This is a genomic window from Actinopolymorpha pittospori, assembly GCF_014873875.1.
GTDB lineage: Bacteria > Actinomycetota > Actinomycetes > Propionibacteriales > Actinopolymorphaceae > Actinopolymorpha > Actinopolymorpha pittospori.
Genome location: NZ_JADBEM010000001.1, coordinates 3,232,574 through 3,249,386, shown reverse-complemented (window position 1 = coordinate 3,249,386; position 16,813 = coordinate 3,232,574). Strand labels below are relative to the sequence as shown.

General features: G+C 71.4%; 12 protein-coding genes. 6 read left to right on the top strand and 6 right to left on the bottom strand.

The window, feature by feature from the left end:
• Window positions 1-85: 85 nt before the first annotated feature.
• Entirely contained in the window at window positions 86-685 is a 600-nt protein-coding gene (locus HEB94_RS15470) for a TetR/AcrR family transcriptional regulator (RefSeq protein ID WP_192750543.1), read from the top strand.
• Window positions 682-1,260: an SRPBCC domain-containing protein gene (locus HEB94_RS15465; protein ID WP_192750542.1), complete on the top strand. Its 579-nt coding sequence runs from the start codon at window positions 682-684 to the stop codon at window positions 1,258-1,260. The genes HEB94_RS15470 and HEB94_RS15465 overlap by 4 nt, the downstream gene beginning before the upstream one ends.
• Here HEB94_RS15465 and HEB94_RS15460 read toward each other — a convergent pair.
• The 6 genes from HEB94_RS15460 to HEB94_RS15435 all read right to left on the bottom strand — a co-directional run bounded on the left by HEB94_RS15460 (window position 1,245) and on the right by HEB94_RS15435 (window position 11,588).
• Window positions 1,245-2,066, bottom strand: coding sequence for an MOSC domain-containing protein (locus HEB94_RS15460; RefSeq protein ID WP_192750541.1), 822 nt, complete (start codon window positions 2,064-2,066; stop codon window positions 1,245-1,247). The two genes, HEB94_RS15465 and HEB94_RS15460, sit on opposite strands and share 16 nt — an antisense overlap.
• A gap of 25 nt (window positions 2,067-2,091) precedes the next feature.
• The gene (gene topA, locus HEB94_RS15455; RefSeq protein WP_192750540.1) at window positions 2,092-4,968 is read right to left on the bottom strand and encodes a type I DNA topoisomerase; all 2,877 of its coding nucleotides are present in this window, start codon (window positions 4,966-4,968) and stop codon (window positions 2,092-2,094) included.
• A gap of 260 nt (window positions 4,969-5,228) precedes the next feature.
• Entirely contained in the window at window positions 5,229-6,743 is a 1,515-nt protein-coding gene (locus tag HEB94_RS15450; protein WP_192750539.1) for a DUF7059 domain-containing protein, read from the bottom strand.
• 30 nt (window positions 6,744-6,773) lie between these two features.
• Window positions 6,774-8,210, bottom strand: a complete 1,437-nt coding sequence (locus HEB94_RS15445) for a hypothetical protein (protein WP_192750538.1) — start codon at window positions 8,208-8,210, stop codon at window positions 6,774-6,776.
• Between the two features lie 256 nt (window positions 8,211-8,466).
• Window positions 8,467-10,785, bottom strand: a complete 2,319-nt coding sequence (locus HEB94_RS15440; protein ID WP_192750537.1) for a sodium-translocating pyrophosphatase — start codon at window positions 10,783-10,785, stop codon at window positions 8,467-8,469.
• A gap of 461 nt (window positions 10,786-11,246) precedes the next feature.
• Window positions 11,247-11,588: an anti-sigma factor antagonist gene (locus tag HEB94_RS15435; RefSeq protein WP_192750536.1), complete on the bottom strand. Its 342-nt coding sequence runs from the start codon at window positions 11,586-11,588 to the stop codon at window positions 11,247-11,249.
• 152 nt (window positions 11,589-11,740) lie between these two features.
• On the opposite strand from HEB94_RS15435, the gene HEB94_RS15430 reads away from it, so the two are divergent.
• The 4 genes from HEB94_RS15430 to HEB94_RS15415 all read left to right on the top strand — a co-directional run bounded on the left by HEB94_RS15430 (window position 11,741) and on the right by HEB94_RS15415 (window position 16,711).
• Window positions 11,741-14,242 (top strand): DEAD/DEAH box helicase, encoded by a 2,502-nt coding sequence (locus HEB94_RS15430; RefSeq protein WP_337917701.1) that lies wholly within the window; start codon window positions 11,741-11,743, stop codon window positions 14,240-14,242.
• Window positions 14,239-14,721 carry a hypothetical protein gene (locus HEB94_RS15425; RefSeq protein WP_192750535.1) on the top strand — a complete coding sequence of 161 codons (483 nt, stop codon included), beginning with the start codon at window positions 14,239-14,241 and terminating at the stop codon, window positions 14,719-14,721. The genes HEB94_RS15430 and HEB94_RS15425 overlap by 4 nt, the downstream gene beginning before the upstream one ends.
• Window positions 14,722-14,840: 119 nt before the next feature.
• Window positions 14,841-15,914, top strand: coding sequence for an ATP-binding cassette domain-containing protein (locus HEB94_RS15420; RefSeq protein WP_192750534.1), 1,074 nt, complete (start codon window positions 14,841-14,843; stop codon window positions 15,912-15,914).
• A complete protein-coding gene (locus HEB94_RS15415) occupies window positions 15,911-16,711 on the top strand; it encodes an ABC transporter permease (RefSeq protein ID WP_192750533.1) in 801 nt (266 codons plus the stop codon). Before HEB94_RS15420 ends, HEB94_RS15415 begins: the two co-directional genes overlap by 4 nt.
• The last annotated feature ends 102 nt before the right edge of the window (window positions 16,712-16,813 follow it).

The window sequence follows — 16,813 nt, the reverse complement described above, 5'->3', positions numbered from 1 at the left end:
GATGCCTTCCGAAACCGCTGTTGCGTAATTGTGGGAGCACGCGTAGCGTTCTTTTCGATACTTGAGTTTCGTAAAGGGAGACCTCATGTCGGAGGCGCGACCCCGCCGAGGTCGTCCGCGCGACACCGATGTTGATCAGCGCGTCCTCGCGGCCGCGCGGGAGACGATCGAGACGCACGGGTACGCCGGGCTGTCGGTCGACGCCGTGGCCGAGCGTGCGGGCGTCGCCAAGACGACCGTCTACCGCAGGTGGCCCGGCAAGGCGTGGCTGGTCGCGGACCTGACCTCGCGGCTGCAGGAGGAGGCCGGCCTGGAGGTGACCGGCGACATTCGGGCCGACCTGGCCCGGCACACGGTGAAGATCGCGGCCGGCCTCGTCGCCGTCGGTCCGGCGCTGGTCGCCGACCTCACCGCGGCGATGGCCAACGACCCGGAGTTCGGAGCGACCATGCGCGCCCGCTGGGCACGACGGCGGCAGCTCGCGGTCGAGGCCCTCGACCAGGCGGTCCGGCGCGGGGAGGTCGATCCCGGCCTGGACCCGGCGACCGTCGTCGACCAGCTCGTCGGCCCCCTCTACTACCGGCTCCTCTTCACCGACGACCCGCTCACACCGGAGTACGCCGAACGCCTCGTCGACAGCGTCCTCGGCCCACCGCCCCATCCGGAAGGACCCAGCCACCCATGACCACGTCCCGCACCCGGTCCGCTCCCGCGAAGCCCCGCATCGGCGGGCGCCGGCGCCGCTGGCCGCTCGCCGTCGGCGCCGTTCTCGCCCTGGTGGCCGGTGGGGCGGTCTGGCGGCGGCGTACCCATCCCCTCCTCCTCCTGCGCGCCGAGGTGGAGATCGACGCCGGGCCGGACGAGGTCTGGCAGGTGCTCGCCGACCTTCCGGCCTATGCGGAGTGGAACCCGTACGTCGTGAGGTCCACGGGCGACCTCCGGGTCGGCGCGACCCTCACCAACGTGCACGAGTTCCGCAGCGGCCAGCGGACCTTCACCCCGACCGTCCTCGCGGTCGAGCCCGGCCGTGAGCTGCGCTGGATGGCACGGCTCCCCGTACCCGGGATCTTCGCCGGCGAGCACTCCTTCGTGATCACGCCGATCGCGCCGGGCCGGGTGCGCCTCGTCCAGGAGGAGACGTTCAGGGGCGTCGCCGTGCCGATCATGCGGGGCTGGCTCCACTCCCAGGCACTGCCCGCGTTCGAGGAGCTCAACGCCGCCCTGCAGGAACGGGTGGAGACGCTCTACCCGCGACCGTGACCTGCCCGCGAACCGTCGTTCCCGGCGGCACCCGCGGGTGAGAACCCCTCGCTCCCGACGGCGACCGCGCCGCCGAGCCGGACCGTGCCGGGGTGGATCACGTCGGCGTGGACGCCGAAGACGAGCTGGCCGTTCAGCCTCCGGTCGGCGGCCAGCGCCCGCAACACGGTGGCGTCGCGGCCGCCGGCCTCGGGTCGCCGGTCGATCACGGCGCATCGCTCGAGCGGACCGCGGACCCGCACCACAGCGTCTCCGAGCCTCAGCTGCCGACCGGTCCAGGCGTCCTCCACGAATGCCGCCGCGTCGCCCGTGTCGACCGTGAACGTGGCCCGGAACCTCCGGCCGTCCTCGGCGTCCCGGCCGATCCGCCGGGCGATCTCGGCCAGAGAGGAGGTGGTGACGACGGAGACCGCCCCGCCCCACACCACCGCGCCGCGCCGTCCGACCCGGCACAGAACGGCCTCCGTGCCGAGGTGGCGGCTCACCAGGTCCGACCAGGGCCCCTCGAGCGCCGTGAGCTCGGTCGGGCGGCCCCAGTAGTCGGCGACGTAGCGGGTGCCGGTGGCGACCACCTCGCCGGTCGCCTCACCCGCCGGCGTCGAGATGGTCAGGACAGGTGGTTCGAAGCGGGCCCGGCAGGCCAGGAGCGCGTCGTGGTCGACGGTCCGCAGTACCCGGTCCTTCGCGACGTCGTAGAAGCAGAACGCGCGATCGCCAGGGAGACCTCCGCGGGGCAGTTCGAGCGCGGCCAGCGGCTCGTGAGCCATCCCCTTGACGGGCGTGAGACCGATTCCGACGACGTGCATCCGACCCAGCCTACGGACGGCGTGGTCAGCTCTTCTTCGCGGTCGCCTTCTTGGCGGCGGTCTTCTTCCCCGTCGTCTTCTTGGCCGCGGTCTTCGTCGCGGTCGTGGCCTTGGCCGTGGTCTTCGAGGCGGCCTTCTTGGCGGGGCTCTTCTTCGCCGCGGCCTTCTTGGTCGTCTTCTTGGCGGTCCGCTTCGGCGCCGGGCCCTTGGCGCGCTTCTCCGCGAGCAGGTCGGCCGCCCGGTCGAGGGTGATCGACTCGACGTCGTCGTCCTTGCGCAGGGTCGCGTTGGTCTCCCCGTCGGTGACGTACGGGCCGAACCGGCCGTCCTTGACCACCACCGGGTTGCCCGTCTCCGGGTCATCGCCCAGCTCGCGCAGCGGGGCGGTCGCGGCTCGACGGCCACGGGCCTTCGGCTGCTTGAACAGCTCCACCGCGGCGTCGAGGGTGACGGTGAAGAGCTCCTCCTCCGACCCGAGCGAGCGGGAGTCGGTGCCCTTCTTGACGTAGGGACCGTAGCGGCCGTTGAGCGCCACGATCTCCTCGCCGCCGTCGGGATCCGCGCCGAGCGACCTCGGCAGCGACAGCAGCCGCACCGCCTCGTCGAAGGTCACCGTGTCGAGGTTCATCGACTTGAACAGCGAGGCCGTGTGCGGCTTCGCGTTCTTCGGGGCGTCCTCGGGCAGGACCTCGGTGACGTAGGGACCGTAGCGGCCGGCCTTGGCGACGATCGGCAGGCCGTTGTCGGGGTGGACGCCCAGCTCACGCTCGACGCCGGCGGGCTGGGACAGCAGCTCCTTCGCGCGTTCGACGGTGAGCTCGTCGGGCGGCAGGTCGTCGGGGACGTTGGCCCGGTTGCCGTCGGGATCCTCGACGTAGGGGCCGTAGCGGCCGACCCGGACGACGATGCCGCTGTCGCTCTCGGAGCCGCCGTCGCGGTCGAGGATCGGGAACGTCGAGATCTCCCGCGCGTCGATCTCGCCGAGTTCGGTGACGAGGTACTTCAGACCCTCTTCGGCGTGCCCGTGGCCGTTGCTGCCGTGACCGTTCGAGGTGCCGCCGTTGGCGGTGCCACCGTTCGCGCGGGCCGCGTCGCCACCGTCACCGAAGTAGAACCGGGCGAGCCAGGTCTCCATGTTGGAGCCGCCGCGCGCGATCTCGTCGAGCGCGTCCTCCATGCTGGCGGTGAAGTTGTAGTCGACCAGGTGGGCGAAGTGCTGCTCCAGCAGGCGCACCACGGCGAACGCCACCCACGTCGGGACCAGCGCCTGGCCCTTCTTGTAGATGTAGCCGCGGCCGAGGATCGTCCCGAGGATCGTGGCGTAGGTCGACGGCCGGCCGATCTCGCGCTCCTCGAGCTCACGGACCAGCGTCGCCTCGGTGTAGCGGGCCGGCGGCTTCGTCTCGTGCCCGGCCGCCTCAAGCCGGGTCGCGGCGAGCTGGTCGCCCTCGACCACGTCGGGCAGCCGACGCTCGGCGGAGTCGGTCTCGGTGCTGGCGTCGTCGACACCCTCGACGTAGGCCTTGAGGAAGCCGTGGAAGGTGATGACCTTGCCGGACGCGGTGAACTCCGCGTCCTCGCCGGTCGCGGCGCGGGCGCCCACCCGCAACGTCACGCTGCGCCCCTCGGCGTCGCGCATCTGGGAGGCGACCGTGCGCATCCAGATCAGCTCGTACAGCCGGAACTCGTCGCCCCGCAGCCCGGTCTCGGCGGGCGTGCGGAACCGGTCACCGGAGGGGCGGATCGCCTCGTGGGCTTCCTGGGCGTTCTTGACCTTGCTCTGGTAGACGCGCGGCTTGTCGGGCAGGTAGTCCTGCCCGAACAGCTGGCGTACCTGCGTCCGTGCCGCGCTGACCGCCGTCTCCGACAACGTGACCGAGTCCGTACGCATGTAGGTGATGTGGCCGTTCTCGTACAACCGCTGCGCCAGCGACATGGTGCGGGCCGCGCCGAAGCCGAGCTTGCGGGCGGCCTCCTGCTGCATGGTGGTGGTGCGGAACGGTGCGTACGGCGAGCGCCGGTAGGGCTTGGACTCCACGCCGCGGACGGTGAACGTCGAGTCGCCGAGGGCGCCCTGCAGCGCCTGCGCCCGCGCCCGGTCGAGGTGGACGACGACGTCCCGCGACGCCTCCCGGAGGTTTCCGTCGGAGGCGAAGTCACGGCCCTGCGCGACCCGGCGGCCGTCCAGGTTGACCAGCCGGACCGTGACGGCACGCGGGTCCTTGGACTCCCCCGCGTCGAGTTCGGCGACGATGTCCCAGTAGCCGGCGGTCCGGAAGGCGATCCGCTCCCGCTCCCGGTCGACGACCATGCGGGTGGCCACGCTCTGCACCCGGCCCGCCGACAGCTTCGGCATGACCTTCTTCCACAGAACCGGCGAGACCTCGTAGCCGTAGAGCCGGTCGAGGATGCGGCGGGTCTCCTGCGCGTCGACGAGGTGGTCATTGATCTGGCGCGGGTTGCTGACCGCCTGGGTGATGGCCTCGCGGGTGATCTCGTGGAACACCATGCGGTGCACCGGGACCGTCGGCTTGAGCTCGTCGAGCAGGTGCCAGGCGATGGCCTCCCCCTCGCGGTCCTCGTCTGTCGCGAGGTAGACCGCGCCGGCGTCGGACATGAGGTCCTTGAGGCGCTTCAGGGTCGGCTTCTTGTCGCGCGGCACGACGTAGAGCGGAGCGAAGCCCTCGTCGACGTTGACGCCGAGCCGGGCCCAGGGCTCCTTCTTGTACTTCGCGGGGACTTCGGCCGCGCCACCCGGAAGGTCGCGAATGTGGCCCACGGACGACTCCACGACGTAGCCACGGCCGAGGTAACCCGCGATCGTCTTCGCCTTGGCAGGCGACTCGACGATGACGAGCCGGTGACCATCCTCGGTCGAGGTGGAAGCCTTCTTGGCGGGCACGTTTTACCTCTCCTAATGTCCCTATCTGTACGTGGAGCCATGGTCTAGCCGGTGCTGCCGCGAGCCGCTTGGGCCCGCTAGACGGTAACCGTACGACGATCCTCGGCATTGCGCGGGTGCCTCTTCGGCAGAACCTCGTATGCCGGACCGAACCACGCTCCGTACACCGTGGGTACTGTCACGAACTGTGAGGGTACGTCGCCGGACGGGCGTTCTCATCCCCACTGTGCCATTCGTGGCGGTTGGCGTGCCGCGTCCGGTCAGGACCGCGGCTCCGCCTCCCGAAGATAGCCCTCCACGAACAGTTCCCGCACCCTCGGCAGCAGCCGAGCCCGCATCTCCCCCGGATCTTCCTCCAACAACGTCGCCAGCGCGTCGCTGATCTGCCCGACCGTGAGCTCGCCGTCACAGGCCCCGACGAGCCCACCCTCGGCGGTGTCGACCTGGACGGCGCGACACATTCCGCGCCGCTGCCGCAGGACGATGTGCTCGGGGTCCGCGGCGCCCGGACGGCCGAGTTGCTCCTGGTCGATGTCGTCGCCCACGCGCAGCCGGGCACCGAGCAGGGCCGCGTCGTCGGCGAACCGGCCGCGCGGGCCGAGCTCGTCGATCGCGCCCAGCCAGCGGGCGACCTCCGCCCCGAGCGGCTGCTCGATCGCGCTGGTCCACTCCTCCAGCCGGATCTGTCGGCTGCCGGCCCTCTTGCGCAGGGTGATCCAGCCGAACCCGATCGCCTCGGTGTCCTGGGCCTCGAACCAGCCGAGCCACTCGTCGTAGCGCTCGCGGTAGCCGTGCGCGCCGTGCAGGCCGGCGTCCTTGAGCCACAACTCGACGTACTCGGCGGGGTCCGACACCTCCCGCTGCACCACCCACGCGTCGCAGTCGGCACGCACCAGCCAGCCGGTCAGCCGGTCGCGCCAGTCCTCGCCGCGGATGTGCAGCCAGTTGGCGAGGATCTGGCAGACCCCGCCCTCCTCGAGGTGTCGCGGCGCCTCCACCACGATCCGGCGGCAGACCTCGTCGCCCGCGAGACCACTGTCGCGGTAGGTGAGGCCGCCGCGCGGGGAGATGACGAACGGCGGGTTGGACACCACCAGGTCGAACTTCTCGTCGCGCACCGGGTCGAGCAGGCTGCCCTCGCGCAGGTCGAGATCGATGTCGTTGAGGGTCGCGGTGAGCCGCGCCATCGCCAGCGCGCGCGGGTTGACGTCCGTGGCGACGATGGTTCCGGTGTGCGCGGCGAGGTGCAGGGCCTGGACGCCGCACCCGGTGCCGAGGTCGAGAGCCCGCTCGACCGGGCGGCGTACGGTCAGCTGCGCCAGGGTGGTGGCGGCGCTGTTGACACCGAGCACGTGGTCGGGTGAGACCGCCGGCCGGGCGCCGTCCATGCCCGGTGTGAGGTCCGCGACCACCCACCAGTCCTGGTCCGACGCGGCGTCGTCACCGGCGACCCCGTAGGGGCGGACGTCGACCAGGGCGTGGACCTCGGTGCCCCGCGCGTGCAGGATTCCGGCCGCGACCAGCGGCTCGAGCAGGTCGGGGAGCGCCTGCTCGGCCTTCGTCGTGGACACCGGCGCCTGCAACAGCCACAGCCGGACCAGCGTGTCGAGGGCTCCGCCGGCGGCCGTGGCGCGCAGTCCGGCGGTCGTCTCGTTGCGGTGCAGTGCCGAGTGGGCGAGTGGGCCGAGCCTGGCACGGACGCCGTCGACGGTGTAGCCGACCGCGGCCAGGTGGTCCCGTAGCCGGGCGATGACGTCCTCAGGCAGCTCGAACATTCCCACCATCCTGCCCGTCGCGGTCGGCGGTCAGAACCGCAGGTCGAACTGGAGCGTCTGCAAACTCCCGCTGCCCGTCGGCGGCGCGTATCCGCCCCCGCCCGGGGAGGAGAACGTGAACGTCGGGCGGTAGGTCAGGTGGAAGGTCGTCGCGTCCGCGTCGACCTCGAAGACCGGGGAGAGGTCACCGGCACCACTGCTCCACGTCTCGGACTTCCCGAGATCATGGGAGATCGTTCCCTGGTCGTCCTGCACGGTGGCGGTGGCGGCGCGGTCGAGATAGAGGGAGTACGGGTAGCGCGGCCAGTCGATCCCGACCTGCTCGGCGTCGAGGAGGAGCCAGGCCCTGCCCTCCGGCGCCCAGCCGCGGGTGGGGTCGAACGGCGCCAGCCGGGCCCGGGCGAAGAGCAGGGAGTAGGAGAGCTGGAAGTCACCCGCCACGAAGTGGTTGGCGGCGTACTGCCGGGAGACCCCCACCTCGGTCCGGTCGCGGTAGAAGCCGGCCACGGCCTCGCCGCGTTCGCCGGTGGTGAGGGACACCTGCTGGTCCCGGCCGGCCGCGCTCACGACGAGGAACGCTTCGGCCGACTGTGGCACCGACACGACGAGGGTCCGCTGGCTGTGGGAGTCGGGCTGGCCGGAGTCCTGCCACTCCAGCGGCCGGCGGTCGTCGCCGACCCCCAGGGCGTAGGTGACGTCGGCGTCGACGAGCCCGTCGCGGTCCCAGCCGTCGTCGTAGGTGGCCGCGAAGGGGCCGTCGTCGAACGCCAGCGTGGCGACGACGAACCGCTCTCCCCTGGCCGGGCCCTTGGTTCCGTCGTCGGTCCGGATCCGGTCGGTGCTGCCGACCTGCTCGACGGTCACCGTCACCGTGGGGGTGACGACCCGGCCGTCCTTCGGCTTCCTGGCCTTGCTGATGTCGACCTGGGCGTCGGGGTCGAGATAGCCCGCCTCCACCGGTGGGGGCTTCGGGGCAGCGAGCCGCTCGCCGTCCGCCGGCGGCTGCTGGGCGTCCGGACGGAACAACTCCAGGCCGTCCGGCAGGTCGGTCCCACGGGACTGGAGGTTCGGCTCGCTCAGCGCGTAACCGTCGGAGCCCTCGAACGCGTGGTAGCTGTAACTGTCCCAGAGTCCGGGCCCGGCGACGCTTCGGTCCTGGCCAGCCCCCGAGCCCGACTCCTGCCCGGCGTCGACGAAGTAGCGGACCGGGCCGCAGAAGACGGAACCGTCGAGGTCCTTCGTCTCCGCCGGCGTCGAGAAGTAGCAGCGTGCCTGTTGGTGCCTCGTGACCCGCTGGTCGTCGAGGTCGGAGCGCCAGCGCGCCTCGACGTCGCGCAGGAAGGTCTCCGGCTCCTTGACCCGCTCGCCCGCGTAGGTGACGGAGTCGCCGCTGCAGCCCGCGAGAAGGCCGAGACCGACGACGGGGGCGATGAGGAGGGCCATGCCTGCGCGCCGACTGGCGGCCATGTGCGATCCGTCCATCCAACAGAGTCCGACGACGAGGTCCGGCCAGCAGGCCGCGCCGGGCGCCGTCCAGGCGTCCGGGCACCACTTCCGAAGTTCGCGATCATCCTAGGGCGTGGCCCACGGACCATGGCCGATCAGTGAGCGAGGGCGAACGCGGACCGGCGCGGCGTACGACGGGAGACACGACGGGCCCCGGCCACATCGCTGATGTGACCGGGGCCCGGGGCGTTGCCGGTGTGAGTGAGCCGGGTGCGGCTCAGCCGACCTTGGCGGGGTGCTTGTCCTCCTCCTGCTCCGCACCGATGGCGATCGGGCGGCGCTTGGAGATGGTCACCGCGGCCACCACCACGAGGACGGCGGCGACGGCGATGCCGACCCGCAGCGGGGTGTTGGCGTTGTCCCCGACCGAGAGCTGGACGATCGCCGGGGCGATCAGGACCGCGACGAGGTTCATCACCTTGATCAGCGGGTTGATCGCGGGACCCGCGGTGTCCTTGAACGGGTCACCAACGGTGTCACCGATGACCGTGGCCTCGTGCGCCTGGGAACCCTTGCCGCCGTGGTTACCGTCCTCGACCAGCTTCTTGGCGTTGTCCCACGACCCACCGGAGTTGGCCAGCAGGATCGCCATCAGCGTGCCGGCCGCGATCGCGCCGGCGAGGTAGCCGGCCAGCGGGCCGACACCGAGACCGAAGCCCACCGCGATCGGCGCCATGGCCGCGAGCAGACCCGGAGTGGCCAGCTCGTTGAGGGAGTCCCGGGTGCAGATGTCGACGACCCGGCCGTACTCCGGCTTGCCGGTGCCCTCCATGATCCCGGGGATCTCGCGGAACTGCCGGCGGACCTCGTAGACGACCGCGCCGGCTGCCCGGCCGACCGCGCTGACCGCGAGGCCGGAGAAGAGGAACACCACCGCGGCACCGATGATCACGCCGACCAGCACGTTGGGGGCGTCGACCGTGCGCAGGAACGCCGTGGTCGTCGCGCTGACCTGCGCGCCGGCCGAGGTCAGTGCCCCGCTCACCGCGTCGTTGAACGAGCCGAACAGCGCCGTCGCCGCCAGCACGGCGGTGGCGATCGCGATGCCCTTGGTGATGGCCTTCGTGGTGTTGCCGACCGCGTCCAGCTCGGTCAGGATCCGGGCACCGTCACCGTCGACGTCGCCCGACATCTCCGCGATGCCCTGCGCGTTGTCGCTGACCGGGCCGAAGGTGTCCATCGCGACGATGACGCCGACCGTGGTGAGCAGACCACAACCGGCCAGCGCGATCGCGAAGAGCGACACGATGACCGAGCCGCCACCGATGAGGAACGCCGCGTAGACCGCGGCACCGATGACGAGAGCGGTGTAGACGGCGGACTCGAGGCCCAGCGCGAAGCCGGACAGGATCACGGTCGCGGCGCCGGTCAGCGAGGTCTTGCCGACGTCCTTGACCGGTCGGTGCTCGGTGCCGGTGAAGTAACCGGTGAGCGTCAGGATGACCGCCGCGAGCACGATGCCGAGGATCACCGCGCCGGCCGCGACCAGCCGCGGGTCGCCGCCAAGTCGGGCGACGTCAGCGGGGGCGCCGGCCAACCCGGCGAACGACGACGGGAGATAGAGGAACGCCGCGACGGCACAGAGCACTGCCGACAACACTGCCGAGATGTAGAAACTGCGGTTGATCGTCTTCAGGCCGTTCTCACCGGTGCGCGGCCGGGTGAAGTAGACGCCGGCGACCGCGGTGATAGCGCCGAGCGCCGGAACGATCAGCGGGTAGACCAGGCCCTGGGAACCGAAGGCCGCCTTACCGAGGATGAGCGCCGCGACCAGCATCACGGCGTAGGACTCGAACAGGTCGGCCGCCATGCCGGCGCAGTCACCGACGTTGTCACCCACGTTGTCCGCGATCGTCGCGGCGTTCCTGGGGTCGTCCTCGGGGATGTTCTGCTCGACCTTGCCGACCAGGTCAGCGCCGACGTCGGCGGCCTTGGTGAAGATGCCGCCGCCGACCCGCATGAACATCGCGAGGAGCGCGGCACCGAAGCCGAAGCCCTCGAGGACGCTCGGTGCGTCGCTGCGGTAGATCAGTACGACCAGCGCGGCGCCGAACAGGCCGAGACCGACCGTCGCCATGCCGACCGTGCCACCGGTGCGGAACGCCACCTTCATGGCTGGTTCGCGGCCCTCGTCGCGGGCCGCCGCGGCCACCCGGACGTTGGCCCGCACCGCGAGCCACATGCCCATGTAGCCGATCAGCGCGGAGAAGACCGCACCGACCAGGAAGAAGATGGAACGCCCGATCCGGATATTGGCATCACCGGGGAGCAGGAAGAGTACGAGGAACACCAACACGGCGAAACCAGCAAGGGTCCGGAACTGCCTGTTGAGATAGGCAGACGCACCTTCCTGGACGCCCTTGGCGATTTCCTGCATGTTGGAAGTGCCCTCTTTGGCCGCGAGCACCTCCCGCCGGAACACCGCAGCCATGATGAGCGCGACTACACCGATGCACGCAACAACGGCGACATAGGTCAGATTGCCGCCAGTGAGCGAGACGGGTTCCCCCTCGGCAGCGAGTAGGAACGCGGACATTCGTCCTCCTATATGGGGGCTTCCTCGATCCCCCTTGATGTGCGCCCCGACATCGAGGTGCGGCGGACAGGGCATCCGGATGGGGGCTGGCCTGCCACGCCCGGTCCGGTCCGGTGGTTCGCGCGCGTTGAGCCTCGTGCATGCACGCGAACGCCGTTCCAGCCGGCCGCGGATGTGGGTTGTCCCCGCCCAGCGCTCCATCCGCACGACGGTGTCGGCAGCGGCCGGCATCGTCGGAGGCGCGCGGACAACTGGCGCCGCCGGATGTAATCCGGGGCGGGCCGGAGTCTACAGCGCCGGTGACCGCTCCCAGGGACGTGACCCCCGCGAGTCGCGGCCGACCATCCATTTTGGACCCGCCCGGAACAGCGACCTGGCGGCACTGCGGACGGGGCCGGTCGAGGGTCGGCCGACCCTCGACCGAAACCGGCGAAGCACCGCCAGGTCCACGCCCGCGGACGTCACTGCGCCGGAGCGACCGCCTCGGCGATGCTGTCGTGAATCGGGAAGACCTTGGTCAACCCGGTGATGCGGAAGATCTTGAGCAGCCGCTCCTGCGTACAGACGATCTGCAGGGATCCGTCATGGGAGCGCACACGTTTGAGACCGCCGACCAGAACACCCAGTCCTGTCGAGTCCAGGAAGTCGACGCCCTCCATGTCGACGATCAGGTGGTAATGGCCGGCGTTGACGAGCTCGACCATCTTCTCTCGGAGTCTGGGCGCGGTGTACACATCGATCTCGCCGCCGACCTCGACCACCATGTGGTCGCCCGTGGCGCGGTTCGCGAGTGATAGATCCACGTACTCCTCCAGCACTTCAGCCCGACGGACCGGCCCCAGTGGAATTCAATCACCTGGCGTGACCGCTCTGTCGCAGGGGCGGGTGCCGGGCGTGCGCCAGCCTATGCCGATGCCCCTGTCGGCGCTGCCATGTCGATGTGACACTGTCTTTCGTGTCCCACATCCGGCCGTCCCGATCCCGCGCGGAGTCGTCCGCCGACGAACTCGCCTCGCTGCGCGCACCGACGGATCCGTGGCGTGGCGACGGCGAGGCGGCCTCGCCGAGCCCGACGACGGCGCCCCGGGTCCCGGTCGGAGCTCGCCTCCTCACCCCGGACCTCGTACTCGACCGGCTGACCTCCGGGCCGCAGCGCGCCGACCGCGTCACGCACGTCGAACGAGTCCCCGCGCGCGCCGGCCGCACGGTCGAGTGGCCCACCTGGGTGCCGGACACCGTCCTGGAACGGCTTGCCGGCAACGGCATCCACCGCCCCTGGACCCACCAGGCCAGCGCCGCGCAGCTCGCCCGGGACGGTCAGCACGTCGTCCTCGCCACCGGAACCGCCTCCGGCAAGTCGCTCGGCTACCTGCTGCCCGTGCTGAGTGACATCCTCACCGGACCCGACGCCGGCACGGCCCGCCGTCGCGGAGCCACCGCGTTGTATCTCTCCCCCACCAAGGCTCTCGCGGCCGACCAGTTCCGCGCGGTGAGCGCCCTCGCCGGTACGGACGCGCTCGCGACCACCTGCGACGGCGACAGCTCCTGGGACGAACGCGACTGGGCGCGCGACTACGCGGCGTACGTCCTCACCAATCCCGACATGCTGCACCGTTCCGTACTACCGGCGCACTCCCGCTGGGCCCGGTTCCTCGGCTCGCTGCGGTACGTCGTCGTCGACGAGTGCCACCACTACCGCGGCGTCTTCGGCTCGCACGTCGCGCAGGTCCTCCGCCGGCTGCGCCGCATCGTCGCGCACTACGGCGCCGACCCGACGTTCGTGCTGGCCTCGGCGACCGTCTACGATCCGGCGGTCTCGGCCAGCCGGCTGACCGGGTTGCCGGTGCGGGCCGTCACCGACGACGCCTCACCGCACGGCGGGCTGTCGTTCGCGTTGTGGGAGCCGCCCTTCACCCGGCTCACCGGGGAGGCCGGGGCGCCGGTGCGCCGGAGCGCGACCGCGGAGACCGCCGACCTGCTCGCCGACCTCGTCGCCGACGGCGTACGCACCGTGGCCTTCATCCGGTCCCGGCGCGGCGCCGAGGTGGTCGCCGTCCAGGCGCGCGAGCACCTCGCGGACGTCTCGGAGGAACTCGTCGACCGGGTGGCGGCCTACCGCGCCGGCTACCTTCCCGAGGAACGCCGCGCCCTCGAGCAGGCCCTGCAGGACAAACGCCTGCTCGGCGTGGCCGCCACCAACGCCCTCGAACTCGGTGTCGACATCGCCGGCCTGGACGCCGTACTCGTCGCGGGCTATCCCGGTACCCGCGCGTCGCTGTGGCAGCAGGCCGGCCGGGCCGGGCGGCAGGGTCAGGGCGCGCTCGCCGTCTTCGTCGCCCGCGACGACCCGCTGGACACCTACCTCGTCCAGCATCCGGAGGCGGTGTTCGGACCTCCGGTCGAGGCGACCGTCCTCGACCCCGACAACCCCTATGTCGTCAAGCCGCACGTCGCGGCCGCCGCGGCCGAACTGCCCATCACCGACGCCGACCTCGACCGGTTCGGCCCCTCCGCCACCGACGCCCTGCGTGACCTCGAGGCCGAGGGCATGGTCCGGCAGCGACCGACCGGGTGGTTCTGGACCCGTCGCGACCGGGCCTGCGACCTCGCCGACATCCGTTCCGTCGACGGCCGGCAGGTCCGACTGGTCGAGGGGTCCACCGGTCGGCTGCTCGGGACCGTCGACGCGGGCGCGGCGCACACGTCGGTGCACGACGGTGCGGTCTACCTCCACCAGGGACAGACCTACGTCGTGGACCGGCTCGACCTGGAGGCCGCCGTCTCCCTCGTCGAGCGGGGCAGCCCCGACTACACCACGACCGCCCGCGAGGTCACCGACATCGAGGTGGTCCAGAGCGAACGCAGCGAGTCGTGGGGACCGGCCACCTTGGACTTCGGCGTCGTGAAGGTCGAGAACCGCGTCGTCGGCTACCTCCGGCGCCAGCTCGTGAGCGGCGAGGTGCTCGGCGAGGTCCCGCTCGACCTGCCGCCACGAAGCCTGCACACCCGGGCGGTGTGGTGGACGGTGTCCGCCGAACAGCTCGCTGCCGCCGACCTCGCTCGCGACCAGGTCGCGGGGGCCGCGCACGCCGCCGAGCACGCCGCGATCGGGCTGCTCCCCCTCTTCGCCACCTGCGACCGGTGGGACGTCGGTGGGGTCTCCACCGCGCTCCACTCCGACACCGGCCGGATGACCGTCTTCGTCTACGACGGCCATCCCGGCGGGGCGGGCTTCGCCGAACGCGGCTTCACCGCCGCGGCCGCGTGGCTGCGGGCGACCCGGAACGCCATCGCCGCTTGTCACTGCGCCGAGGGCTGCCCATCATGCGTACATTCCCCGAAGTGCGGGAATGGGAACAATCCACTCGACAAGTCCGGCGCTGTCCGACTGCTGGATGTTCTGCTGGCAGGGGCGCCGCACGCGACCCCGCCAGCCGAAGGAGATGACGGCACATGATCGTCGTCGGAGTCGTCCTGCTCCTCGTCATGATCGCCGCCGCCGTCGGAGCCGGCGTCGGTGGAGGCCAGACCACCGCCGTGGTCCTCGGTCCACTCCGGATCGAGAGCACCACCTCCACGTTCTTCTTCATCGGCGTCGTCGTCGCCCTCGGCGCGGCGGCGGGCGTCTGGTGCCTCCTCGTCGGGACGAAGCACTGGCGGGCCCGCAAGCAGGAACTCAAGGAGCTGCGCCAGCGCTCCGTGCAGCCGGCACCGGTCGGCGCCGACGACCCGGCCCTTCCGCAGGGCGAGTCCCACCCGGAGTCGCGACCAGGCCTCGAGGAGCGGCCGTCCACGGCGCCCGCCTCCGCGGAGGACGCTGACCCGGGTCGGGCTCCGCGACGTCGCGAGGAAGCCGGCCCGGCGTCCGATCCGGGTGAGCGTGGCGCGCCGCCGCGGCCCGAAGGCCAGCGCCCGGGCCAGGAGCCCATGCCCTGATCTTTCGACGAGCCTCCTGACACGCGCCCTGACGCCTCGTCTCAGCGCGCTGTGCGGTCCGTCTCAGCACGTTTCCGCACTGTGGTCGGCGTACGCATGAACGCACCACAGGAGGACACATGTCCTACGCAGTCCAGGCAGAGGGCCTGGTGAAGCGGTTCGGTGAGACCGTGGCACTCGACGGGGTCGACCTGGCCGCCCGCTCCGGCTCCGTGCTGGGCGTCCTCGGCCCGAACGGCGCCGGCAAGACCACCGCCGTCCGCATCCTCGCGACGCTGATCCGTCCGGACGCCGGCCAGGCGACCGTCGGCGGGTACGACGTCACCCACGACGCGCACAAGGTACGCGAACTCATCGGGCTCACCGGGCAGTACGCCTCGGTGGACGAGGAGTTGACCGGCACGGAGAACCTCGTCCTGATCGGCCGGCTGTTGGAGCTCTCCCGCCGCGACGCGCGGGCGCGGGCGAAGGAACTGCTGGAACGTTTCCAGCTGACCGACGCCGGCGGGCGACCGGCGAGCACGTACTCCGGTGGCATGCGGCGCCGACTCGACCTCGCCGCCAGCCTCGTCGGCCGCCCCGCCGTGCTCTACCTGGACGAGCCGACGACCGGCCTCGACCCGCATGCGCGCAACGAGGTCTGGGACGTCATCCGTGGGCTCGTCGCCGACGGCGTGACGGTCCTGCTCACCACGCAGTACCTCGACGAGGCCGACCAGCTCGCCAACGAGATCACCGTCATCGACCACGGCAAGGTGGTCGGCAACGGTACGCCGAGCCAGCTGAAGGCCAAGGCCGGCGCGCAGCGCCTGGAGATCCGGCCGCTGCACGCCGTCGACCTGCCGGCCGTCGCGACGCTCATGCGCGATCTCACCGGGACCGACCCGACCACCGGCCCGGACGAGGGCCTGCTGTCGGTGCCCGTGAACGACCCGGCGGCCCTGTCCGCAGCCGTACGGCACCTCGACGACGCCCGCATCACCGTCGGTGAGCTGGCCCTGCGGCTGCCGAGCCTGGACGAGGTGTTCCTCGCGATCACCGGGCACCAGTCCGAGTCGGCGCCCGCCCGGCGGTCCTCCACACCGTCCGCGCCGAGCATCCCGTCCACGCCGTCCACGCCGTCGGCGGCGACAACCCGATCTGCCCGGGGAACGACCCCCACCCACCTGACATCGGAACGGAGCCGGGCATGACCGCTCTCGTCGGCGTCGCACCACCGCGGCGCATGAACCCCGTCCGGGCGCTCAAGCACGGCCTGACCCTGACCGGCCGCAGCCTGCTGAAGGTCCGCCGCAACCCCGAGTCGCTGTTCGACGTCACGTTCCAGCCGATCATCTTCACCGTGCTGTTCGTGTTCATCTTCGGCGGCGCGATCAGCGGCGACTGGCGCAGCTACCTGCAGTTCGTCGCCGCCGGGCTGCTGGTCCAGAACACCATCTTCCTGACGGTCGGAACGGGCCTGTCGCTGAACAACGACATCGACAAGGGTGTCTTCGACAGGTTCCGCTCGCTGCCGATCGCCCGGACCGGGCCGCTGGTCGGCGCGGTGCTCGGGGACGCCGTGCCCTACGCCATCTCGATGGCGGTGATGATCGCGTTCGTCGCGATCCTGGGCTTCCACTTCGCCGGTGGGTTCCTCGCGACCCTCGCCGCCTGCCTGGTGTTGCTGGGCTTCGCCTCGGCGCTGTGCTGGGTGTGGGTCTGGCTCGGCCTGACGATGAAGAAGCCGCAGGGAGTCCAGGCCGCGGGCTTCCCGGTGCTGATCCTGCTGACGTTCGGCAGCAACGTGTTCGTACCGGCGGACACCCTGCCCGGCTGGATGCAGGCGTTCGTCAACGTGAACCCGGTGAAGCACCTCGTGGACACGGTTCGCGGACTGATGGTCGGCGGCCCGATCGCCGAGTCGCTGCTGTACGTCGCGCTGTGGGCCGTCGGCCTGCTGGTCGTGTTCGTACCGCTCGCGCTGCGCGCCTACCGCCGCCGCACCTGAGGCCGCCCGGCTCGCGGCGCTCGTCGCCCGTCGGCGGGCCAGCTCCCACGGAGGGCTGCCCGCCGACGGCGGACGGGTAGGTCGGGGTCCCGGTCCTGGAGC